This window comes from Mesorhizobium sp. M0296 (genome assembly GCF_040321675.1).
In the GTDB taxonomy this organism is placed as follows: Bacteria; Pseudomonadota; Alphaproteobacteria; order Rhizobiales; family Rhizobiaceae; genus Mesorhizobium.
The window spans coordinates 38629-61248 of sequence record NZ_JAMYRZ010000016.1; the positions used below are offsets into that span (position 1 = coordinate 38629).

A 22620-nucleotide genomic window follows, 5' to 3' on the forward strand; every position below is an offset into this window, starting at 1 on the left:
CAGGGAGAAAACGGTACCCTTTACTCCTGCGCGATTAATACACGTGCCGAAGGAAAGTGCACATTTCGCTCGAGTGACTTATTTCAAAGGATGTGATCGCGTTTTGGCACATTCACAGCCGACATGCGGCAGCTGGCAACTCACCACATGGTGAGCAACCAGGAAACCCTCAGGCCTACACTTTCTCCCGGAGCGCACGTGCTGCAGCGACCATGTTCATGAGGGCAGGGCGGACCTCCTCCCATTTGCGTGTTTTGAGGCCACAGTCCGGGTTTACCCACAGTTGGGCATCCGACAGTCGGTCGCGGGCAAGCATGACGAGGTCCGAAATCTCCCCGACTTCCGGGACACGTGGTGAGTGAATGTCGTAGACTCCGGGCCCGATTTCGTTCGGATATTTGGAGCTCGTGAAGGCGTCCAGCAGTTCCATTTTCGAGCGCGACGTCTCAATCGAAATGACATCCGCATCCATTTCAGCGATCGCGTCGATGATCTCGTTGAACTCCGAGTAGCACATGTGGGTATGGATTTGAGTCGCGTCCTTTACACCCGTTGAAGCGATCCGGAAGCATTCGACAGCCCAGTCGAGATAGTCGTTCCAATCAGACTGGCGCAGTGGCAATCCTTCGCGAAACGCGGCCTCATCGATCTGGATCATCCTTGCGCCGGACCATTCGAGATCCGTCACCTCGTCGCGGATGGCGAGCGCGATCTGGCGGCATGCTTCGGAGCGGGGTACGTCGTCGCGAACAAAAGACCAGTTGAGAATGGTCACCGGGCCTGTGAGCATTGCCTTCACAGGGTTTTCCGTAAGCGACTGGGCGAATTGCCACCAGCGCAGCGTGATCGGATTGGGCCTCGATACGTCGCCGAAGATGATGGGGGGGCGCACGTAACGCGACCCATAGCTCTGCACCCAGGCATGCTGGGTGAAGGCGAAGCCGGACAGCTGCTCGCCGAAATGCTGTACCATGTCGTTTCGTTCGAACTCACCGTGCACCAGCACGTCCAGCCCGATCTCTTCCTGCCAGCGAATTGCAGCCTCGATCTCCTTCTTCAGGAAGGTCTCGTAGTCGACATAGCTCAGCTGGCCCTTCGCATGAGCGGCCCGCGCCCTGCGTACCTGCGGCGTCTGCGGGAAGGACCCGATGGTCGTCGTCGGGAACGGCGGCAGCCCGAGCGTGCCGGCCTGGACTCTGGAGCGCTCGGCAAAAGCGCTCTCTCGTCGCTTCATGCTGTCGTCAATGCTGGCGATCCGCCCCTCAACAAGCGGGTCATGGATCTTCGTGGATGTCACGCGAGTGGCGGCAGCCTCGGCAGACGCTTTCAACGCGCCTGCCACCGCATCCCTGCCTTGGGACAGGGCCCGGGCAAGCAACACCAACTCGTCGGTCTTCTGGGCCGCGAAGGCGAGCCACGACCTGATGTCGGCGTCGAGTTCTGTCTCCATGCGCAGGTCGATCGGCACATGCAGCATCGAGCACGAAGGCGCGATCTCGACGCGGTCCAAGGGCCAGCCGGCGACGATCGGTTTGATGCGGTCGAGAATGGCGGGCAGGTTCGCACGCCAGACGTTGCGGCCATCGATCAAGCCAAGCGAGAGCACCAGATCCTTCGGTGCGAGCCGACCCACCGTTTCCAGCTGCTCGGGAGCGCGCACGAGATCAATATGCAGCCCGGCCAGGGGCAGAGAAACCGCGGTTTCGAGATTGTCTCCCAGGGGCCCGAAATAGGTAGCCAGCATGATTTTCAACTCGGGCGCGGCTTTTGACAGGTGGCCATAGGCGAATTCGAACGCAGCTCGTTCGTTCGGGTTCAGATCGAGGACAAGCGCTGGCTCATCGATCTGCACCCAATCGGCACCCGACAGCTTCAAGCTCCGCAGGAGTTGCTCGTAGACGGGCAGAAGCCGTGGTAGGAGCGCGATGGGATCGAAGCCTTCGGCAGGCGATTTCGCCAGCTTGAGGAAGGTGACCGGTCCAAGGATGACTGGGCGTGTGTGAATGCCCAGGGCTTTAGCCTCGAGGAAGTAATCAACCGGCTTCGTCGACGAAAGGGCGAGCGTCTGATCATCGTCTAGTTCCGGCACAATGTAATGATAGTTGGTGTCAAACCACTTGGTCATTTCCATCGCGGTTACACCAGGCCGATAAGCCGCATGCTGGTGACCACCGTGCCCGCAATCCTCCGTCTGACCTTGGTTGCCGCGCGCCATGGCGAAGTAGATGTCGAGTGGGATCTCGCCGCCATTCCAGGCGTAACGGGACGGAAGGGCGCCGACCATGGCTGCGGTGTCGAGCACATGGTCGTAAAGCGAGAAGTCGTTCGACGGGATTTTCGACACGCCGCGATCGCGCTGCTCCTCCCAGCTAGCGGCACGGAGCGCCTTCGCCGTCGTGAGAAGGTCGGCAGCGGACGATTTTCCGGACCAGTAGCTTTCAAGCGCGAATTTCAGTTCTCGCCGACGACCGAAGCGCGGCACGCCGAGCGTTGCTACAGGAATTTGCTGAGAGACAGTCATGCCATACCCCGATGGTTGGGGCGTCGGTGACAAGGAAGGCGCTAGCAGGTCGGCACGAACGCCAGGCTGCAGCGGCCACCGAGACACCCCGCCCGTGGACGTAATTCGCCGTGGCAGGTCTCCTGGCTCGCGGGGTCATAGCCTCTACCCGTCTTCCCAAGGCTATTCGCCTCAGTGACATGAGTGGGGTTGGCTTGCCGCTAACAGTTGCGGGGGCAGCGCCGGCATCGCACCGGCTTCCCTCTTAGCTCCGCTGCGGCAGCGCCGTACGGAGAACCACGACACGGGAGACAATTACAGCAGTTCGCTTCTTAGTCAATGCCGCATAAAGAAATGTTTATGTCGTTATGTTAAATTTCCGTTGGTATGTTCCCAAAAGTCGCCTCGAAAGCGAAAACTGTGGAAGCCTTGAGCGGCCGGTAAATCAAAGCAATGACGCACAGCGGTCCAGGAGGATAGGAGTTCGTCGGCTGCCGGCGGCAAACATACCGGCAAGGCCGTGGTGCTGCTTGCCGCATCATGCGAACGCCATCTCGGCATCGAACTTCGGCTCCAAGGTTCCGACCGCCTCTTTGGTGATCTGCTCGCGACCACATTCGACTCAATGGCGAGGCTGTTGCCCATTTGGAACGGGTTGGCCGTAATGCCCTCGGTGACACGACACAACGATTTTGAGGGGAGCACCCGAGGCCCGGTGCAGCGCCGTGTTGCGGAGGATCGAGGCCGACGTCTCGAACTGCTCGTTCGCAGCCACCGGCTCAAGGTAACCGCGCGCAAACCATCGGGCCAGCTCAAGTCCTGTCCCGAGTGAGGCCTGAGCGGCAAATCGTCGTGCACGCGCACGGTTTGGCGTTCGATCTTGTAATGCGTCTTGGGCGGGCAATCGCCACGGTGCAGCGCTTCCAGGCGCGCAACGATTTCGGCGTCATCCTGGGTCTGCCTGTTGTTGTGGCGAACATATTCGACCCAGGTTGGCACGTGATAACACTCGGTCCATAGTTCGGGCTTTTCCAGGTCACGCAGCAACGCCCATTGTCTGGTGCCATCTCGCAGCCGGGCTTTTCGCCACGATGTCATCACACCGAGAAGTTTCAATCCTCTCCCGCAACACCAGCTTACTCCCTTTGATAGGGAACAACTATCTGACTTTCTTGGTCTTTTTGCCGCCTGTCTGGTACACAGGGGTGGTACACATGAGCTTGAGAATGCCCGGACCTTGGCAGCATAAGAAGACTGGCTTGTATTACTCTTCGGCAACGCGCGCCTGCCGATTTGAAGGATATTCCACTCGATGGAAGGGTGACAATTCCCGTTGGCGGCACCATCAGAACGGTGAAAGCGGTCACAACCGTCAAGGTCAGCCTCGATACCAAAGACCCCGCGAGGCCAAGAGGCGGCATCGCGAGACGGACGCTGCGCTCCATGAGTTCTGGCAGCGGTTCAGGCAAGGCCCTCAGCCGCTCACCAACAAGCATTTCCAGGCCCTCGCGGGCATCCTCTACGCTCGCTTGGTCGGCATGATGGACAGCGAACCGGGGGGAAGGCATCTGGAAAGCGGTCCAGCGGCTAAACAAGGGCAAAGAGGAGGGCTTGACCGCTGGTTCGGTCCTACAGTCGATGAACTGTTCGTTGAGCGGGGCGTGAACACCGATCCCCTCACGAACCGGCGTGTTCACGCTGCCTTCAAGGCAATCCAGCTTGCGGCTGAAACGAATCTCAGGAAGCCGGAGGCGACTATTCACCCGATGAGGCGCAGAAGCGGTTCCCAATTGGGAAGCCGAGGGCGGTGAGGGCAAGCCAGCGCCACGGGCGGAGGGGGACTTGGACCTGTTTGCCCTGCTGGACCACAAGTTCGCGACACAGGGCCTCGAGGAGAAGACCAAGAGTGATTATGCGCGGGACCTCGCCAATTTCATCAAAAGCAGCGGGCAGTCAAAGTTCGGCGCCGATTGACATGGAGATAACCATCGCGGCGGACCGCCCAGGCGGACCGCAAGCCGGAATACAAGCGGGTGCAGGCGGCCAAGCTCGTCCACAAGATGGCGTCGGGCACACACCGGCGATGGGAGAGCGGACCGTGGAGTGCAGGAACTTCACGTCTATCCACGCTCCCGTGGGCGTGTCCTGCGGCACATCGGCAGCGATATTGAGGAGGCAGTTGAGCTTCTGGTCGAGCACTCTTACCTGCCACTACCTACGATTAACGTCATCTCGTACTGAAAACGCAGCACGCAAGGTCGATATGTAACATGCGCCCTTCGTGGATGATTCTAAGCTTCCTCGGGCGCGGTCAATCTGTGATAACGGTCGCTTGGAACCTCCATCACCGCGACGCGATCAAGGTTGGCGTATCGCGCTCGGTAGTAACCTTCTTCCTCCACTTCGGCGAAACTACACTGGGGAACGTCAAAGGTCGCAGCTTCCAATCCGAAGAAAGTCGTAGTGGTTTCTTCATCCAAGAAGTTCCACTCATCTTCTCCGTCGTCATACGTGACGCGAACATAGGAGGCCATGCGCACGGCTTCCTGATCACCCATCTCTGCGATGATGGCATCGCATTCTTTCTTCAGCTTTCCTGAAGCCTCACCCTTATCCCAGTCATCCAAAGCCCGATAGATTTCTGGATGATAATACTCTGGCATCTCCTCTACATCGTCACCGATAAGCTCAATGGTGCGGACATATTGCGGATTGATCAAGAGTATTTTGTTGTCAAGGCTCCAACAATACAGCCATGGCCTGCTTGTGTTATTTCTACGAAGATTATGAAGTTCCTTCAACTGATGTAAGATCGATTCACGCGCCTTTTCATCGATAGGATATTGGCGGCTGCCAACAGTCATCTTGATTCTGAGCGTGCCGTATCGCGTTTCGGCATCGGCAATTGCAAACGGGCTCGTGCGCCACTCCTCGACATCAATCTTCCAGCCCAGCAGCTCCTCGACTGTGCATTTCAACGTGAGACAAAGGTCCTTGATCTGCTCGACGTTCAACTGCGTTTTGCCTGTTTCCCAACGGGCCACAGTCTGTTGCGTCGTTGCCATCTGCTCTGCCAAATCTTTTTGAGTCATGCCCAGTCGAACCCTAAGTTCTTTTATGTTCATAACTCACCTCGCGTGTTCAATACACGCATTGTGGATGAATTAATCTAACACGTCAAGCGTGTTCAAAAATCGCAGCATGTGTTTTTAGGGCGTCTTCGAGGCTCCGGCAGCCGTTCGTGACCACTTGCGCAAGACACAGGGCTGGTACACAGCACGAATGGGCGATCAAAAATTAGTCCTGAAATTCAGATAATTATTGTGGGCGAGTCTGGATCTCTCTGATCGACACGATAGTCGAACCATCACCATGATCGGACCGCTTCGTGGCCGCAGGTCAAGTTGCAGCGTCGGTTCGGTGAACTTGTTGGTCGGATCCAGATTGAGCGTTTCAAAATCCGGCTGACGCAGAAGGATGCCCATCAGTCCCCCAATCACAAGAACCAGCTGGCGGACGAGCAAGGCTCCCGAAACACCTTGGACATCCGCCAGTTCGCCCCAAAGCCAGCTTCCCGCCGCCATGCCGCCGTATGTGGCCGTCTGATAGAGAGACAGGGCGCGTCCAACCACCCACCGTGGCGCCGAAAGCTGCACTGTGACGTTAAACAGCGAGAATGATTGAATCCAGGCCGCACCGGCTGGCATGAAGAGCAGACAGCTCAGCCCAACGTGCTCGCTCCATGCCCGAAAGAAGCAGCTGATCGCCAATATAAAGAACGCACCGCGAATGACCCATTCGTTGGAGAGAACTTCTCGGACCCGCCCGATGAGGAGCGCGCCGCAAATCGCTCCCAGGCCGAAGAAGCCAAGCGTCACGCCGTAGATGACCGCGGTCCCTTTGACCTGTTCGCGAGCAACCAACGGCAGGAGAGCCAAAATGACAACGACGGTGAGGCCGAAAATGAAACTCCGGCACATCACCTTGAGAAGGTTCGGCGACAAGAGCACGTAACGGAAGCCGGCCGCCATCGCACTGCCGAAAGCCTCCCGCGGCAGCGCTTGTCGTGCCCGTACGGCTTTCCACCGCAACAGCGCAGCGATCAGAGCGAAGTAGCAAAAGACGTTGAAGAGGAACGCGAAGGCCGCACCGGCTGTGGCCACGATTATGCCGCCAATCGCCGGCCCGATGCTGCGCATTAGATTGTAGCTCATGCCGTTGAGCGCAACCGCGCTAGGCAGGTGTTCGCGAGGCAGGATATCCCCCATCGAGGCTTGCCAAGAGGGATCGTGCAATGCCCAACCACAGCCGATCAGAAAGGTGAGACCCAGAAGGGTCCAGGGTGTCATTTCCCCCGCATAGGTCAGGAACGCCAGGAAGGCGGATACGCAGACCATCAGCAGTTGCGCAGTCAACATGATCCGGCGACGGTCAAAGTTGTCCGCGAGCGCTCCCGCCGCGAGCGAAAAGATCATGTAGGGGAGGGTGGTCGATGACTGGACGAGCGCCACCATTCCATGGGAGGCGCGATGCTCGTCATCAGCCAAGCCGCCGCCACACCGTCCACTAGGGTGCCAAGGTTCGAAACGAGTGCAGCCGACCATAGCGAACGGAAGGTCTTGTGCTGAAAAGGAACGAGTGAAGATGTTCTCTTCGGCATTGTGGGAAGCTTCGGGATCGAGCGCGGGGCTGGATTTGGTTCGCCTCCCTCAACCGTGGCCTCGCCGTACAAGCCAAGCTGCCACAGTGGCGCGCCTGCTAACCCAGAAAACTTGGCTTACAGGCATGCGCAGGACGCGCGAAGCCGCTCAAATCTCCCCAGATGGCCATCGAAGACCGGCATCACTTGCCCGTTGAGCGGCTATACGATAATGCTCCGCGCTAAGCAGGAAGCGCCAAAAATTCGAGCGGCGACTTCATTCTCCTATTCAGGAAGGAACTATGAGGCGGCAGACGCGACCATTCACTGTGGAAGTCAAACAAAAGCGCAATTATCAAGAATCCGCACGTTCCATCTGGGGCAATTTCGACATCGCCGCGGCGATGGCCGAGACAACAAAGGAAGTCGAGCCGTTAAATCGTCAGCTTGTTGACTCTACTGTAGTGGCCCTTGATGCTGAACCTTTGCACAAACCGCGAGTGGAGCATTTCATGGCCAATCCCCTGGAAACCGAGTCAGCAGTAGTTCCTAGCGAACCGGCAGACAAAGCGGAAACGCCAAAACCGAAGACGAGAGCGCGGCGGTCGAGGAAGCCAGAAGCTGAGGCGAGCGCGCCTGCCGGCAAGAAGGGCGCCAAGCCGATATCTGCGACTACTGAAGCACCGCCGTCAGCGCGAACAGGCCGAAAGAGCTACTCCGCGAAGGATCGTGCCCAGAAGCTGGCGCAGATCGAGGCCTCGATCGGCGGCGGCGCTACTCTCAAGAGCGCGGTGAAGCAAGCCGGCATCTCGGAACAGACATATTATCTTTGGAAGAAGGCGGCGGCGCCTGCGGCGGACAGTGACGGGCTGAAGGATCTCGTCGCGCTCGAGGAAGAAAACAAGCGGCTAAAGAGCCTGCTTGCCGATCGTCTCCGCAAGGAGAATGCGGAACTGAAGAAAAGGCTCGGGCTGGATTAAGGAGGGTGGGCAGCTGGTTCTTGGCTCGCCACCTACAGCAATCCCGCCTGCTCGGCCTCGCGGCGCAGATTCTGCCGTGGCCTTGGGCCGATCTGCTGGATGACCAGCCCGGCCGCCAGCGAGCCGAGATCGCCGCAATCCTTGAGGCTGCGGCCTTGCGTGTAGCCGTAGAGGAAGCCGGCGGCATAGAGGTCGCCGGCGCCGGTGGTGTCGACCAGCTCGCGGATCCTGGTCGCATTGATGGTCACGGTCTCGTCGCCGCGCACGATGACCGAGCCCTTTTCCGAGCGGGTGACGGCGGCGATCTTGCAATCCTTGCGGATCTGGGCCAGCGCCTCGTCGAAGGACGCGGTCTGGTAGAGCGACTTGATCTCGTGGCTGTTGGCAAAGACGATGTCAACGGTGCCTGAGCGCATCAGGTCGAGGAACTCGTCGCGGTAGCGGTCGACGCAGAACGAGTCCGACAAGGTCATCGACACTTCGCGCCCGGCGGCGTGGGCGAGCTTCGCGGTCTGCCGGATCGCTTCCTTGGCGCGCGGCGGGTCCCACAGATAGCCCTCGAAATAGGTGACCGCCGCGCCCGACGCCTTGTCGGCCTCGACGTCCTCCGGGCCGAGCTCGATGCAAGCGCCGAGATAGGTGTTCATCGAGCGCTCGCCGTCCGGCGTGACGAAGATCATCGAGCGCGCCGTCGGCGGTTCGCCGTTGAGCGGCCTGGTGTCGAAGGCGACGCCCTGGGCATGGATGTCATGCGCGTAGATTTCGCCGAGCGCGTCGTTGGAGACCTTGCCGAAGAAAGCGGCGCGGCCGCCGAAGGAGGCGACGCCCGCCGCCGTGTTGCCGGCGCTGCCGCCCGAGGCTTCGATGGCCGGGCCCATGCGGCTGTAGAGCAGTTCGGCGCGCCGCGTGTCGATCAAATTCATCGCGCCCTTGATGATGCCGTTGGTCTCCAGGAACGCCTCGTCGCACTGGGCGATGATGTCGACGATGGCATTTCCGATACAAAGCACGTCATAGTCCGGCATCAATTCATGTCTCCGCCAAAAACCCACCGGCTTTCTGGCATGCCGGCGCGGGCGGGTCTGGCCAGTGGGAATGGGCTTTCCGCTTGCCAATCGGTTCGGCGCCAGCCCTCACGGGGCGGCAAGTCCTGCCTCGCGACGCAATTCGTCGGCCCTGTCTGTCTTCTCCCAGGTGAAGTCAGGCTCTTCACGGCCGAAATGGCCATAGGTCGCGGTCTTGCGGTATATAGGGCGTAAGAGATCAAGCATCTTGATAATGCCCTTCGGTCTGAGATCGAACAACTCAAGAATGAGGCGCTCGATCCTTCTTTCCTCAACCCTCGCTGTTCCGAACGTGTTGACCATGACAGAAACCGGACTGGCCACGCCGATTGCGTAAGCAAGCTGCACCTCGCAGACGTCCGCAAGTCCGCTAGCGACGATATTCTTTGCGACATACCGGGCCGCATAGGCAGCTGAGCGGTCAACCTTGGACGGGTCTTTGCCCGAAAAGGCGCCGCCGCCGTGACGACCCATCCCACCATAAGAATCGACGATGATCTTGCGTCCAGTGAGACCGCAGTCGCCGCGCGGCCCGCCGACTACGAACCTCCCCGTCGGGTTGACCAGAATTCTGATGCCTTCCGTCTCCAGGTGGGTCGGCAGGACAGGCTTTATGATTTCCTCAATGACGCCCTCGCGGACCGTCTCTTGCGAGACCTGCTCGTCATGTTGGGTCGATACGACGATGGTATCCAGGGCGACAGGGCGCAACCCCTCATAGCGCACTGAGACTTGGGATTTCATGTCAGGACGCAACCAGCCAAGCTGTCGTGCTTTCCGGACATCTGCCTGTCGTTTCGTCAAGCGATGAGCGAGCTGGATCGGCAAAGGCATCAGAGTATCGGTTTCGCGGCATGCGTAGCCGAACATGAGGCCCTGATCTCCCGCTCCCTGTTGGAGGTCCTGCCCTCGTCCCTCGTCAACGCCCTGGCTGATGTCGGGCGACTGCTCGGTGAGTGCATGAACGACGGAGCAACGCCGGCCGTCAAAGCCGACGGCCTCGTCGTCGTATCCAATATCGAGAATCGTATCGCGCGCAACTTGGCTATAATCCACCTGCGCATCGCTGGTAATCTCGCCAGCCAGAACGACCATCCCTGATTTTACCAACGCTTCACAGGCGACGCGCGCCTTGGGATCGGTGCGGAGGATGGCATCGAGGATGGCATCCGAGATGTTGTCGGCCAACTTATCCGGGTGTCCCGCGCCAACCGATTCGGAAGAGAACACGAACTGCCTAGCCATGAAATGCCTCGCTTCGGGTGTTGGAGTTGTATGGGGCATTTTGCTTAGCCCACCTTACCTGTCGGTGAGGCCCGGGACCTCGAACGCAGCGCACAAGTCGGCAACGTCTCTTCGCACGCAGGCATGGAGATCTTCGTCTTCTGGCTCGCCGGAGGACGGAGTCCATGAAGCCAGCAATTTGCACGGTTTCCACATCGCGCAAGCCCATTGACGTCACTGCTGGCGCCCCCAGGCGAATTCCGCTTGTGACCGCAGGATGGCGCGGGTCGCCCGGCACCATATTAAAGCTCGTAATGATGCCTGCCTTCGCTAACCGCTTGGCATAGGCCTTGCCTGATAGTGGTCGATCGCGAAGATCAAGGATCAGCATGTGATTGTCAGTGCCCCCGGTGACCAGGTCATAACCTCGGTCCAGAAGCGCCTGGGCCAGAGCCTTGGCATTTTTGACAATCTGTTGGCCGTAACTGCGGAAGGACGGGTCCGCGGCTTCCCGCAAAGCGACAGCTAGCGCCGCGATAACATTCATATGGGGGCCGCCTTGCAGTTGAGGGAAGACAGCGCGATCTATTCGTCTGGCGAGATTGTATTTGCCCTTCGAATGATACAGCGCTTGATAGCGATCTTCATTCCTTGACAAAATGAAGCCACCGCGGGGGCCGCGGATCGACTTGTGAGACGTGCTGCTGACGACGTCGCAATGGGGTACGGGATTCGGATGCACTCCAGCGACAATCAGGCCACTGATGTGCGCGATGTCGGCCACGAGGTAGGAGTTCGCCTCCAGAGCGATTTCTGCCATTGCCGCGTAGTCGACGATACGGGGATAAGCAGTACCGCCAGCCCAAATGAGCCGAGGCCGTTCGCGTTTTGCTGTTTCGCGCAAACGGTCATAGTCAATTTGCTGCGTCTTTTCGTGCAGCCCATAGGGGACGCGCTTATAGTCTGTTCCGGAAAAATTGATGGCCCAACCATGAGTGAGGTGGCCCCCTTCCGGAATTGGCAAACCCATCACCTTGTCACCGGGGCTTAAAAGCGCTCGATAGACAGCCTGGTTGGCCGGCGAGCCGGAATAAGGCTGGACGTTGGCGTGTTCGCTGCCGAATAACGTGTTCAAGCGCTCAATGGCGAGGTTCTCAAGCTCATCGACGATCTCGTTTCCCGCGTAGTAGCGCGCAGCGGGGTACCTCTCGGCGTACTTGTTCATGAAAATCGAACCGGTTGCTTCCAGCACGGCCGAGGAGGCAAAGTTCTCAGATGCGATCAGTTTGAGCGTCGTCGGCTCCTGTCTTAGAAGCAGTTCGTGAACGCGGCAATCAACCGTCGCCAAGCGAGACCGTCCATAAGTGTCGGGCTGCGCGATGGCGCTGTCGGCGGAGTTGTCCATGGTAGCTTCGCGCTCCAATTGGATTGATCTATTTCACGGTCAAGCATGCGGTCCCCTTCGGCCGCGTGTCTCGTACCGCTTCGAGCCGTTGAAGGTCTCGTTTGTGATAGCCATCGCCGTGGGGCAGGAGATCAACCAACAGTTGAACCAGCCCGCCGTCCTTACCTCCTGTTTTGAGATTGTACGAGCACCACGGACGTTGTTCGTTGCAGTAAAGAAAGTCGGCTCTGGCCAGCAGCCGGACGTGTCGTACAACGTGCTCACGACGCAGACCCAGAATCTCCGCTAGCTGGCAGACAGTTAGGTCCGCGTGCGCGCAAAGGCCTAGAATTCGAAGGCGATCTAAATGCGCTGCCGTCCGTAGGCGACTGACCAGTGTCAGCATTGGTCACGACCAAGCCACTTGGAAAGCCTGGGCACTCGTCCTACTGAATTTGTCATTTCACGTTCTCCACAGATGTTGCAGCTTTCGAAACAAATAATATGGTTGCTTGTCCACCGACCGGACAATCTCGGTGGCCGTGAAGATACTGTTTTGAGCCGATATGGCTGTGTCGAACAAACAAGATGGGCGCTCTTCTTGCCATTGCCTTTAGCCGAAATTGCACGCAGTTCGGCGGGTCGAAGAATAAGCCACGGTTCGGACCCCACTGACTCAAACGTTGCAATAAGCCTACCATTCACAGCGAACCGGAGTTGCTAAGAGTCTATGAATTTCCTTGAAGGATCTGTTGCAACGTTTGCGCAGCCCGGTCTTGCTCCCGGCTTGCAGCGGTCAATCTCGTGCAGACTGACCGTGATGCAAAGATGACAAGGAAGGTTCGCTTTCAATCCGATCTTCTTCCTGGCCAAGTAGTTCGTAGTCTCATAACTGTGGCCTAGACAAAAGCTGGGCTAATCAGCGAGGTATGATGTCGTTAGCGTGGTTGGGCCACCAGCAGGTCGACGCCAAGATCGACACGCGCAATTTCCCGCGCTCCGAGAATGTCAGTGACTGCGCGCTCTTCCTCGGGCGGTCTGGCTGCGCCGTCTAGAATCTGAATGCGTCTCGCGCCGACCCGTTCAGCAATGAGCTGTTCGGCTTGCCGCATTGACGGCGAAGCAAGCTCAAGTACGTTTTCGCGCATCTCACGCGCCGCCTCGCCGACTTCCGAAAAACGCTTCTCGGCGAACTGCTCCTTAAAGAGCGCAGCGAGATCATCAAATGTTTGAACTTTGGTGGGCTTGGGTTTCGACAAAATATCCAGTTGCCAGTCCAGCTTTATAGGCAAGGCTGTTCGCTTTGTCGTCTGGCAAGGGGCCCAATATCCCCTGGTGAGACGAAAATGGACTGCCGTGCTACGGTTGCTCCATTATAAGGGCGGTCAAAATCGCTGATGTTTGCAATACAAGGAGCCGCATAGAAGACGTTTGACGGATAGCGCGCCTCAAGCCGAAGAAGCAGTTTATGCTGACGCGACACATCCCTGCGCATCATCGCAATCCGAAAAAATGGTATCGACAAACCGGGACAATGTCCGCTCGCAATCTCAAACGCAGTTCCTCGCTTCATCAGCTCCGGAAGCTTGTACTGGAAAAACAGCGGAACCCCTGGGAAATTGATGCGGATGTCAACGCCAGAATGCCCCTCCTGTATGAGGTTTGGAAAGACCGGCGCGCCTACAGGTGCGGCTGACGATGACCGGATAAGGTTTTCGGTGAAGGCATACCCAAATGAGAACTCCGTGTAGCCCACCTTCATTCAATTCTGCTTTCGTGCTGAAGTTTATCCGGGGCTCTTTGCCTGCAGCCGAGCAGACCATATAACAGAAAAAACTATGCATACTTGCGATAGTCTGAGCTTATCGATTCCTCGGATAGATATTTAAAGAGCTCACCCACTCTTCTGGCTGCTAGAATGGGAATGGGAAGCTTCTGATTGATCTGGGTCGAGTTCCAGTTGATTTTGGTAAGCGACAAAACCTCCTGCGCTATCTCAGCGATTCCCGGCGCAGATCGCCGATAAGTTTCGGGCTTCGCGAACAGCGCCAGAGTGCGTAGCCGATATCTTCAACCGGGGCGGCGGCTTCTCCCTCGCCAGTGCCGAGCGCGATCATATGCGTTGCGCATTCGGCCAGCGCGCCGTCAAGGCGCCCCGCTTCCGTCGCGCTGCCGTAAAGGTCCAGGAACCACGCCAGCGAATAAGACCAGTCGGCAGGCAAGTCCTGCCCATTGTGATCCCTTGCGACGACGGCCACGACGGCGTTGCGGCCTTCGGGCGTGCGGGGCTCTATCCCAAGGATCGGGTATAATTCGGGTGTCGGCTGCTGAAGGATACGCGCCGGCACGAGCGACAGTGCTTTCTCCAGCGAGGGAGGAAAATCCTCCAGGTCTTCGGCCAGTTCGGCAGCTTCTCTCCTTCGTCCCTCGCGGCGCGCTTCTACATATTCTGCCGCAACCACGGCAACGGTGCGCTGCGCCCGTTCAGCGGTGCTGGTGGCAATCAGCTCGGCCGGAATGTCACCATCCTTGATCGCCCAGTGCGTACGGTGCTGTTCGAACTGTTGAATGCCCAGCCGGTCCGCAATTCTCAACACCGCTGACCGGTCGAGAAAGGCATGTTTCGGATCGGGCTCGAAGGTGAAGCCAGTTCGTGTCCGCGCCGAACGATATTGCGTATGCGGCTGTGCCGGACCACGCGCGCGTGCGGGCCTCCCGCCCCGACTTCGTACATCAAAAAGCGCCGGGATTTCCTCCAGCCGGCGCAATGTTTCAGGGCGCGAGGTCGATAGCCTCGGCCTCGGCGCCGCTAGATTCCTTGAACCGGTCAATGGTTGACGTGAACGGCGGCGTTTCCCACCACTCGCCGTGGCCCGAGACAAGCAAGTTAAACATGGCACACCACCGACCTCACGCCGCCTTCTCCATAGACCACTTCACCCGTTCGCCGAGAAAGGCGGCGAACGTTTTCACATTCATATTGCCGCTCGCATCCTCCAGCCCTGCGAGGTAGGCCTTCCGGTCATCGACTCTGACGACTGTCCAGGGATAACCGCCTGAAGCCAGCATCGCGTTCATGAGGAACCGCGCCATTCGTCCGTTGCCGTCCGGATAGGGGTGCACATAGCCCACAAGCCAATGCCCCAGCACGGCACGCACGGAGGCCTCCTTCTCTGCCTCCAGCAGGTCGAACAGCTCATTCATACCATCGGCCACCGCTTCGGTACGCGGCGGCACGTGCTGCGAGCCGCGCAGGTACACAGGGTGATTGCGATATCCCGCAAGCGCGCTGGCTTTGAGGATGCCGGCGGTCACTGACGGCGCGAACAGCTCCCGGTACCACTCCCGGTGAGTGTCCCGCGTCAACGCGCCGGCTGGCTTGCCGTTGATGATCGCGGCAACAGAGTCTTTGACCTTCTGGAATGCGAGGTAGTAGCCACGCGCGGCAAGCGCATCTCGGTTCTTGCGGTCCTCTTCATCAATCTCCGGATTCCAGCTCCCCTCGCGCACCCGGTCGATGAGTTCCGGGGTGACGCTGTACCCTTCTATCGACAGCGAATGGTAGGCGTCGCTTTCGTAGATATCCTCGACGAACTTCATATAGGCGTCTTTGTCGGACGGCAGTCCGGGTGCCTTCGGGAATATCTCGATGATGGCTTCGCGCTGCGATTGCCAGATCGCGCGCAGGCGGGCGACCAACGGCGGTACGCCCGCCGCAATAGTTGTCACTCCAATTTGTCCCGCGAACGGATCGGATTCGCGCACGTCATAGCCGGTGGCTTTGAAGGCGGCCACGATTTCATCGGCAAAGGAGTCGCGTCCTACGCGACGGAAGGCCCCCGCAAGCCGTCCCGCCACGGCGGAATGGCCGCCATCAAGCAGCAGGGCCAGAACGGTTGATACGTCGCGCACCGACGCCATGGCGATCTGCATCTCGATAGGGGCGCGCTGGAAGAACGCTTCCGGCACCCGGGTAAGGGCGGCCTCGACAGTGAACACGCGCTGGCCGTTTTTCTCTGTCAGTTCGGCCGGCATCTCCTTGACCTTGAGGTCATAGAGCGAAGTGCCGAACAGCAGGTCGATTTTGTTATTCGTGCCTTTGGGGGTGTTCACCACCACCTGAGGCGGAATAGTGGGCGCTTCCGCGTGCAGAAGCAGCGACTGCTCCGGTGAGAGGAACCAGTCCTTGCCGAACCGGTCATTGCAGTAAAGGGAGCAGAACTCCCAGAAGCTCGCGTACCAAGGGGTGGTGTCTTGCTGCCGTGCCTGCGGGCCGGTCGACATGAGCCAGCCTTTGATAACATCGCGCAGGAACCCGTTCTGCAGCAGCCGCTCCCGGTGGACGCGGGTCAGCTCATCTGATTTGAATATGCGCCGCCCGCCCTCCTGCAGCTCTTTGAGGACGGCCAGTGATACAGCGAGTTTTTCATGGGGCTTGGCCATGGCCGTGCCTTTGCAAGTTTTTAGAGCTGTGCGATTACAAGTATATAGTGCTGATAGGCGACAAGTCAATGATGCTGTGGAGTTGCAAGTTTTTTTTGTCGTGCGATAACAAGTTTTTTATGCGATAATCGGCAAATGCGATCGTTTCCATAGCCGCGCGAAGGATCGTTACCCCGATGGGCCGAGACCCAGCTCCCCCGCAGGCTACGCAGGGGCTCGGGGCGAGCCTAGAGCCTGGCCCTCCGAAGCGCTTCGAAGGAGGACGCGCCTCTTTGAAAAACTCGCCCGTTGTGCATCGTGGGTACCCGTAAACGCGAATTCTCAAAGGAAAGACGCTCCTTACCTCTCCCTCCCGCCACGATCATCACGGCCGCGCCCGCGCTCACTGCGCCGCGACGCCCGCGAGATCGCTGCACGCATCTGATCGGCCACCAGACCGGGTTGCAGATGTAGGATGTCCGTGACGCTGTCGTGTGTTTGCACCGTCACCGCAGTGACGGCAAGGCAGCTGCGCACGCCCATGGAGGAGAGCGTCTCGATATCGCGCGCGATTCCGGCACCCCCACTGGAGTCCGATCCGCCGACGACAAGTACATGCGATGCCTGCCTCAGCGCCCTTTCATCCGTTAGAATGAGCGTTCGAAACGCAGGATTCCGCCGACACTGCTCTTCTTGTTGGCGTTGGTCCAATTCATATTGGAAGCGCCGTCCACCTTGCCGACGGCGAAGTTACCGTATCGGCCATAGTCGAGTTCCGCCGTAACTGTGAAATCTGGAAGAAACGCATAGGCGACGTTTGCAGCGACACTATGGTTCTTGAGCTGATCACCGGAGAGCTGAAGGTTGAACGAAGTTGTCTCGTTGAGCTTGTAAGTGGCGCCAGCCCAGAAAGCCCAGTTCCCGCCCCAACTCTTATAGAAGCCGCGACCATGAGCGTCGATGGCGTTCGTGGAGTCGTCGTTGAGCTTGCCGTTGGAACCGTAGCCGAGCATTCCGAACAGCAACAGTTCGTTGGTGACATTGATGTCGACACGGACCTTGGCGGCCACCGATTCGTAGTTGCTATCATAAGCGGCAACGCCGGTGATCGCGCCCCAGCCATGTGTGTATTTCAAGCCGCCGACTACGTGCGGTGCGTAGCTGTCGATTGTGCCGACCACGCCCGAGCCTTCTTCGAGCGAAACCACGGCCGAAAAGCCGTTCCCGGCGTCGAAGTAGTACTGAACCACATTGGTATCGAAAGCGCCGTACGGAACCGGCGTCTGGTTGAGTACGTCACCCGCGCCGCCAATAAACATGTCGAAGGCCGACCAGTCCTTACCAACTCGGAGGCTACCCAGCTGAATCCAGGCGAAAGTCAAAGTGCTGTCTCCGTTGAAGGCATAGGACCGAGAACTGTCCGAAACCGAAGTGTGGCGGTTACCGAAGTTCATGCGGGTTTCGGTGTAGGTCTTCAACGTGCCGAGTTCGGTCTCCTGGCCGGTCCAAGTTTTCAATGTGAAGCGCGTGTTGTTTTGCCATGTGCCCTGATGCTCACCAGTCCTCACATCCGAGGTTCTTGCGTGATCAACCAATCCGACATGGCCCAAGCCGACGTCGTAACGGACATAGCCGCCGATGCGCACGCAGGTCTCAGTGCCTGAAATGTAGACGTAGCCCGAGCCGTAGACGTCGCAGACTTTAACGTACTCAGTCGGGTCAGGCTCGGCAACGGCGGTCACGGCGCGAGCGTCGGAAACGGCAATCAGTGCCGCAGTTGAGCCGAGGAGGAGGCTCCTAATGTTCATTGTTGATCTCCGTTCAAAGAGTAAAAGGAATGGACGTCAGTGATGAACTCTTGCTAAGGAAACAGTCGATAACGATGCGCATTGAGTTGAATTTGAGCAGCTTGATGCGCTCGTCACGCCAGATATTCATCAGAAATTGAGAATATGATGGCGCGTTATTGTTACAAATATGCGATTGTTATTACAAATATAATAATCGCCGAAACGACGCCGTCCAACATTTCTGTACAAATCATCCCCGTCATCTCCGCTAGTTGTGGGCGGGCCGTCACAAAGGCTTCTACTGCAAATGACGTGCCATCCTGACGACGCAGCTGCGGCTTGAAGCTCAAGTGTGCCGGCGGACCTTGGTTCGCTCTTCCTTCCTTTTTGCCTTGCGGATCAACCCAAGCACGAACGGCAAACGTTTCGGCTACGGTTCGTCTGTTCGCTTCGCGACAGTTTCGTTCAATGGCGACAGCTTTGTTTGCTGTGAGCCCCGACGTTGAGACATCATGCGGCGGCACCGCTCGGTACGACGCCGTCATTTTGGCGAGCGCGATGATCGGTAATCACGCGCTGACGCGCAGCCTTGCCTCCACCACGGAGTCAGTAGGCGCGCCGGCCTTGGCATTGCGGCCGACCTGACGGTCGCGTCGAGCAGCCTCTCGTCCTGATAGACGGCGCGCCACAGCTAATGCTTCTTGCCAGCAATTCACACAACGAGCTCATCGAGATGCCAGAGATCACTATGGGGCTGCGCTAGCTGGCGAGCAAAGTCTGGTCCCAACGCCGTGTTATCTCGTTGGATGCGGCAGCCGCGCTCAGCAGAATCTACTCGACCAGGCGCAGGCTGAAGGGAAGGGATGGTGGAACCAAACGGTGCGCGTGAGGGTCGCGGCGGGAACAGCCATGGCCAGTCGCTGACCGTCCAGCCAAGACTGAACGGCCGCTATTGCTGAGAAATACAAGTTTCGAGCCCAAAGCGGAACGGACTGACATAGCGCAAAGACACAGGCGAGCGCAGCGGTAAGGTTGGCGGTTATCAGCATGGGACGGTAACTGTTGCAGACCACAAAATATCGCGAGGCCGGCCTGCCTTGGTACACTATCTATCCGACTGTGTCAGAGTTCTCTGGGGCGGTCGGCGCCGAGGCTTATGAGGAATGGCTCAGGAACCTGCCGGCTGACGATCCGGTGTCGCTCTATTTCCACGTTCCGTTCTGCCGATCAGCTTGCTGGTATTGTGGCTTCCCCACCACCATCACCCGCCATGATGCGCCGATCCTCAACTATCTGGCGGCCCTGCGTGACGAGATCCGTTTGGTCTCGGAGCGAGCGCCGCAGACGCTGCCCGTGAGCGACATGCATTTCGGCGGCGGAACGCCGTCTCTCATAGGACCAGCCGAGTTCCTGGCTCTGATGGAGTTCCTGCGACGCCGCTTCGCTCTCACGAAAACAGCTACGGTTGCCGTCGAGATTGATCCGCGCACGTTCACGGCCGAGATGGCCGAGGCCTTAGGAGCAGCCGGCGTGAACCGTGTGAGTCTCGGCGTGCAGAGCTTCGATCCCATTGTTCAAAAAGCAATCAACCGGGTTCAGAGTGAGGCGCAGACGTCGGCTGCCGTGGAAATGCTGCGCCGGCATGGAGTAAGCCGCATCAACTTCGACCTCATCTTCGGTCTCCCGCATCAAACGGTGCAGTCCTGCGTCGAGACCGCGAGGGCGGCGGTCGCAATGCGCCCCGACCGGCTTGCGGTGTTCGGCTATGCGCACATCCCGTCGCTTATAAAGAATCAGCGCCTCATCGAGGAGGCAGTTCTTCCGGGCAGCGCTGCCCGCGCCGAACAGTATGCGGCCGTGGCCGCGACGCTGATTGCCGCCGGCTACCGCGAGATCGGGCTCGACCATTTCGCCTTGCCGGACGACGAGCTCGCGCTGGCACAGAAAACGGGTCGCGTGCGGCGTAACTCGCTGGGCTACTCGGCCACCACCTGCAGAACCCTGATCGGTTTCGGCGCGTCGGCTATCGGCCGCGTCGGCGAGGGGTACGTCCAAAACGAAGTTACACGGGATTCCTACATCCAGCACATCGCAGCTGGCCGTCTGGCGACGTCAAAGGGCTATCGCCTCACCGACGACGACCGCGTGCGAGCCGCAATTATCGAGCGACTAATGTGCGATCTCGAGGCCGATGTGCAGGCAATCTGTGCCGCCCACGGATCTGATCCGATCCGTCTTCTCGATTCAGCTGAACGCTTGGCGATGCTGGCCGAGGACGGGATACTGGACTTCGAAAACGGTTTTGTCCGCGTACGGCGGGAGCATCGCTTTGTAATTCGCGCTGTCGCTGCCGCGTTCGATGCTTTTCTCGATCGGGATGGCCGTAAGCATAGCCACAGGTGAGGGCAAGCATCCAACCGGAAGCTAAACTCGACGCCCTTGGCCGAGGCCTGTCATGAAGCGCGCGTCAAGGATGCGAAAAGCAGAGCTGATCCGCCTATTTCATCTCATCTTCAATGACATCGACCTCGTGGCTGCCACCGAGGCGTTTCCATATTGATCGTGGTAGGTGCGGGATATCTGGGTGTTTCGCCGTCAGCGCATGAAGATCCCCGCGAAGCGATGGGTCAGGAGATCGCGGTGGCTGCGATCAGCCCGTCCATCGATGACAGACCGCGGCCACGCCGCTTCGCGAGGCCCGTCAGGTCGCCCCAGGCCAAGGCAACCAGTTCGTCCACCGGCAGGCCTCTCGACTCGAAGCGCTGCGGCAGGTCCCGGGCGAGCCATTCGGCCAGTGCGTCACGTTTCCGACCTTTGTCCATGAGGGCAGCGCCGCGCCGGATCTCGGCGATCGACACAGACCCGCATTGACCCTACGCGGCTGGTCTTCCTGGATGAAACATGGGTCAAGACCAACATGGCGCCGTTGCGCGGCTGGGGTGTGCGCGGCAAGCGGCTGATGGCCCACGCACCATATGGCCATTGGAAGACGATGACCTTCATCACCGCGCTGCGGCAGGATCGGGTGGAGGCGCCTTGGGTCATTGACGGACCCATCAATACGCAGGCCTTTCGCGTCTATGTCGAAACCGAACTCAACAAAACACTGAAGCCGGGCGACATCGTCATTCTCGACAATCCCGGTTCTCACAAGGGCCAAGCCATCCGCGACATCGTCAGGGCTGCTGGCGCAAGGCGGGTCAAGCCCGCGAGAGCGGCAATTTTGTTCCGGCTATCACCCTCTCGTCGAGAACGGCGTGACGGAAGCGATAAAGTTGCGCCGGCCGGCCGCCGGTTTCCGCGGTTGTCTCACCGGTTTCCTCGACCAGCTCCTGCTGCTCGATTAGCCGGCGAAAGTTCGGCTTACGCACGAGCCTGCCGGCAAGCGCCTCCACGGTGCGCTGCAGCTGCAAAAGCGTGAAGACCGGCGGCATCAGTTCGAATACGACCGGCCGGTATTTGATCTTGGAGCGCAGCCGCGCAATGCCGGTCGCCAGGATGCGACGATGATCGGCGATCATCGATCTGCCCGAGACCGAGGTGGGCGCAGCGGAATGTCCGGCGCGTATTGCTTCGTCCACCAGGGCGGCTTCGTAGAGCAGCTCATAACGTTGAAGCGCGAGTTCCTCGTTCCAATGGCGGTCGTCAAAGCCGAAGGCGATCGCCGCCCGCCGTCGTCGGTCGAGGCGTGTCGTACCGTCGTCAGTGCCATCCGCCCATTCCATCAGGCGCGGCCGCAATTCGTCCAACACGACCGCCGGTGTGCCGGAGCGGTGATCCTCCCACGGGAAATAGTCGTACCAGCTTCCCCAGTGTCGCCCGGCCGGGTCGCCAGCTTCGTCTTGGTGGGTGAGCGCCAGATAGCTGATAGAGACCACGCGGTCGTCAGCGCCAACCCTGTCGCGATCGGCGAAGGTGTAGAGCTGTTCGATATAGCCGAGCGGCTGGCCGGTCTGTTGTTCCACCCATCCCCTGAGGCCCGACTGCAGCGAACGGTGAGCAAGCTCGAACGGGCCCGAGGGCAGGGCGTTTGCCTGCGGGATGGTCAGAACGCAGGGGGCGCTGCTGTCCATGGCGACCACAACGGCGATCAAGTCCGCATTGACGTCGTTGGCCTTGCCTCCAGCTCCGCCTTTCCTAATCCCTTTTGCGCGATCGTCCATGGTCCCCGACGTTGTTGAGCAGAGCCCCTGCCGCGTAGCGGCTGAACCGATTGAATTCCGTTTTTGTCTGATAATTGTCGGCGCGTCAACACCACCTGTCGTGGCGATTTTAGCTCTTCGCAGCTGCACAAAAAGTGCCAACGCGACATCCGTGCTTGGGGAAGGAGGCCCATTGAGTGCGCCGATTCAAAGCTCGTCGATCGACATTCCGACGTTGTTCTCGTCGGCGACAGCGCGGCATGGTTCTCCACGGCTTGGCGTCGACGCTGGGCGTGACGCTGGAGATGATGATCATGCACGGTCAGGCCTGCGCTCCTGGAGCCGGCGCAAATGGTCGTCGACCCGCCGTTCGGTTCGTTTTGAAGAAACCCGGAGCAGGCTTTCCGCAATGCCTGATAAAGCCCTTCCAGTGCGCCCGCGCCAGCATCATCGCACTCGCACTCCAACACAACCT

Annotated in this window: 15 protein-coding genes, 7 pseudogenes and 1 riboswitch; of the genes and pseudogenes, 5 read left to right on the plus strand and 17 right to left on the minus strand. The window is 59.0% G+C overall.

What is annotated here, in order from left to right; translation table 11 throughout:
• Window positions 1–175 precede the first annotated feature (175 nt).
• Both metE and NKI97_RS17130 read right to left on the minus strand, forming a co-directional pair.
• Window positions 176–2521 (minus strand): 5-methyltetrahydropteroyltriglutamate--homocysteine S-methyltransferase, encoded by a 2346-nt coding sequence (gene metE / locus NKI97_RS17125; RefSeq protein ID WP_352835451.1) that lies wholly within the window; start codon window positions 2519–2521, stop codon window positions 176–178.
• Window positions 2522–2616: 95 nt separating this feature from the next.
• Window positions 2617–2817: riboswitch (cobalamin riboswitch) on the minus strand.
• A 511-nt stretch (window positions 2818–3328) separates the two neighbouring features.
• A pseudogene (locus NKI97_RS17130) lies at window positions 3329–3607 on the minus strand (MFS transporter); the annotation flags it as partial.
• A 735-nt stretch (window positions 3608–4342) separates the two neighbouring features.
• Here NKI97_RS17130 and NKI97_RS17135 point away from each other — a divergent pair.
• A complete protein-coding gene (locus NKI97_RS17135; protein ID WP_023721421.1) occupies window positions 4343–4474 on the plus strand; it encodes a hypothetical protein in 132 nt (43 codons plus the stop codon).
• 317 nt (window positions 4475–4791) lie between these two features.
• On the opposite strand, the gene NKI97_RS17140 is transcribed toward NKI97_RS17135, so the two are convergent.
• Together NKI97_RS17140 and NKI97_RS17145 are read right to left on the minus strand one after the other, a co-directional pair.
• On the minus strand, window positions 4792–5625 hold the full coding sequence (locus NKI97_RS17140) for a helix-turn-helix transcriptional regulator (protein WP_036245509.1): 834 nt from the start codon (window positions 5623–5625) through the stop codon (window positions 4792–4794).
• 212 nt (window positions 5626–5837) lie between these two features.
• Window positions 5838–7160 (minus strand): annotated as a pseudogene (locus tag NKI97_RS17145) (MFS transporter); the annotation flags it as partial.
• Window positions 7161–7441: 281 nt separating this feature from the next.
• On the opposite strand from NKI97_RS17145, the gene NKI97_RS17150 reads away from it, so the two are divergent.
• The gene (locus tag NKI97_RS17150; RefSeq protein ID WP_245278687.1) at window positions 7442–8119 is read left to right on the plus strand and encodes a transposase; all 678 of its coding nucleotides are present in this window, start codon (window positions 7442–7444) and stop codon (window positions 8117–8119) included.
• A gap of 32 nt (window positions 8120–8151) precedes the next feature.
• Here NKI97_RS17150 and NKI97_RS17155 read toward each other — a convergent pair whose 3' ends face one another.
• From NKI97_RS17155 to NKI97_RS17205, 11 genes and pseudogenes are all read right to left on the minus strand, one after another.
• Complete coding sequence (locus tag NKI97_RS17155) at window positions 8152–9144, minus strand: adenosine kinase (protein ID WP_352835456.1); 993 nt, start codon at window positions 9142–9144, stop codon at window positions 8152–8154.
• A 108-nt stretch (window positions 9145–9252) separates the two neighbouring features.
• Window positions 9253–10428: a methionine adenosyltransferase gene (gene metK / locus NKI97_RS17160; RefSeq protein WP_023721418.1), complete on the minus strand. Its 1176-nt coding sequence runs from the start codon at window positions 10426–10428 to the stop codon at window positions 9253–9255.
• 54 nt (window positions 10429–10482) lie between these two features.
• A pseudogene (glyA, locus tag NKI97_RS17165) lies at window positions 10483–11812 on the minus strand (serine hydroxymethyltransferase).
• Window positions 11813–12729: 917 nt separating this feature from the next.
• Entirely contained in the window at window positions 12730–13083 is a 354-nt protein-coding gene (locus NKI97_RS17170; protein ID WP_352835459.1) for a hypothetical protein, read from the minus strand.
• A complete protein-coding gene (locus NKI97_RS17175) occupies window positions 13074–13553 on the minus strand; it encodes a hypothetical protein (RefSeq protein ID WP_352835462.1) in 480 nt (159 codons plus the stop codon). The genes NKI97_RS17170 and NKI97_RS17175 overlap by 10 nt, the downstream gene beginning before the upstream one ends.
• Before the next feature lie 229 nt (window positions 13554–13782).
• A complete protein-coding gene (locus NKI97_RS17180; RefSeq protein ID WP_352835465.1) occupies window positions 13783–14559 on the minus strand; it encodes a hypothetical protein in 777 nt (258 codons plus the stop codon).
• 4 nt (window positions 14560–14563) lie between these two features.
• Window positions 14564–14686, minus strand: coding sequence for a hypothetical protein (locus NKI97_RS17185; protein WP_023679689.1), 123 nt, complete (start codon window positions 14684–14686; stop codon window positions 14564–14566).
• A 15-nt stretch (window positions 14687–14701) separates the two neighbouring features.
• A complete protein-coding gene (locus NKI97_RS17190; RefSeq protein ID WP_352835468.1) occupies window positions 14702–16234 on the minus strand; it encodes a Fic family protein in 1533 nt (510 codons plus the stop codon).
• 402 nt (window positions 16235–16636) lie between these two features.
• Window positions 16637–16846, minus strand: a pseudogene (locus tag NKI97_RS17195) (bifunctional hydroxymethylpyrimidine kinase/phosphomethylpyrimidine kinase); the annotation flags it as partial.
• Window positions 16847–16860: 14 nt separating this feature from the next.
• Window positions 16861–18021: a porin gene (locus tag NKI97_RS17200; RefSeq protein ID WP_352835471.1), complete on the minus strand. Its 1161-nt coding sequence runs from the start codon at window positions 18019–18021 to the stop codon at window positions 16861–16863.
• A 161-nt stretch (window positions 18022–18182) separates the two neighbouring features.
• On the minus strand, window positions 18183–18548 hold the full coding sequence (locus tag NKI97_RS17205; RefSeq protein ID WP_352474850.1) for a hypothetical protein: 366 nt from the start codon (window positions 18546–18548) through the stop codon (window positions 18183–18185).
• Between the two features lie 517 nt (window positions 18549–19065).
• On the opposite strand from NKI97_RS17205, the gene hemN reads away from it, so the two are divergent.
• The gene (gene hemN, locus NKI97_RS17210) at window positions 19066–20406 is read left to right on the plus strand and encodes an oxygen-independent coproporphyrinogen III oxidase (protein ID WP_352835474.1); all 1341 of its coding nucleotides are present in this window, start codon (window positions 19066–19068) and stop codon (window positions 20404–20406) included.
• 227 nt (window positions 20407–20633) lie between these two features.
• On the opposite strand, the pseudogene NKI97_RS17215 reads toward hemN, so the two are convergent.
• Window positions 20634–20861 (minus strand): annotated as a pseudogene (locus NKI97_RS17215) (PIN domain-containing protein); the annotation flags it as partial.
• Between NKI97_RS17215 and NKI97_RS17220 the strand changes: the two are divergent.
• Window positions 20858–21199 (plus strand): annotated as a pseudogene (locus NKI97_RS17220) (transposase); the annotation flags it as partial. The pseudogenes NKI97_RS17215 and NKI97_RS17220 overlap by 4 nt on opposite strands.
• Window positions 21200–21203: 4 nt before the next feature.
• Here the strand turns inward: NKI97_RS17220 and NKI97_RS17225 are convergent.
• Window positions 21204–22166, minus strand: a complete 963-nt coding sequence (locus NKI97_RS17225) for an NUDIX hydrolase (RefSeq protein ID WP_352835477.1) — start codon at window positions 22164–22166, stop codon at window positions 21204–21206.
• A 147-nt stretch (window positions 22167–22313) separates the two neighbouring features.
• On the opposite strand from NKI97_RS17225, the pseudogene NKI97_RS17230 reads away from it, so the two are divergent.
• A pseudogene (locus NKI97_RS17230) lies at window positions 22314–22526 on the plus strand (3-methyl-2-oxobutanoate hydroxymethyltransferase); the annotation flags it as partial.
• Between the last annotated feature and the right edge of the window lie 94 nt (window positions 22527–22620).

Coding starts and splice junctions, on each gene's coding strand:
- NKI97_RS17190 (WP_352835468.1), bottom strand. CDS start 16,234: ATGGCCAAGCCCCATGAAAAACTCGCTGTATCACTGGCCGTCCTCAAA.
- metK (WP_023721418.1), bottom strand. CDS start 10,428: ATGGCTAGGCAGTTCGTGTTCTCTTCCGAATCGGTTGGCGCGGGACAC.
- NKI97_RS17150 (WP_245278687.1), top strand. CDS start 7,442: ATGAGGCGGCAGACGCGACCATTCACTGTGGAAGTCAAACAAAAGCGC.
- NKI97_RS17185 (WP_023679689.1), bottom strand. CDS start 14,686: ATGTTTAACTTGCTTGTCTCGGGCCACGGCGAGTGGTGGGAAACGCCG.
- NKI97_RS17225 (WP_352835477.1), bottom strand. CDS start 22,166: ATGGACGATCGCGCAAAAGGGATTAGGAAAGGCGGAGCTGGAGGCAAG.
- NKI97_RS17200 (WP_352835471.1), bottom strand. CDS start 18,021: ATGAACATTAGGAGCCTCCTCCTCGGCTCAACTGCGGCACTGATTGCC.
- NKI97_RS17155 (WP_352835456.1), bottom strand. CDS start 9,144: ATGCCGGACTATGACGTGCTTTGTATCGGAAATGCCATCGTCGACATC.
- metE (WP_352835451.1), bottom strand. CDS start 2,521: ATGACTGTCTCTCAGCAAATTCCTGTAGCAACGCTCGGCGTGCCGCGC.
- NKI97_RS17140 (WP_036245509.1), bottom strand. CDS start 5,625: ATGAACATAAAAGAACTTAGGGTTCGACTGGGCATGACTCAAAAAGAT.
- NKI97_RS17205 (WP_352474850.1), bottom strand. CDS start 18,548: ATGACGGCGTCGTACCGAGCGGTGCCGCCGCATGATGTCTCAACGTCG.
- NKI97_RS17175 (WP_352835462.1), bottom strand. CDS start 13,553: ATGAAGGTGGGCTACACGGAGTTCTCATTTGGGTATGCCTTCACCGAA.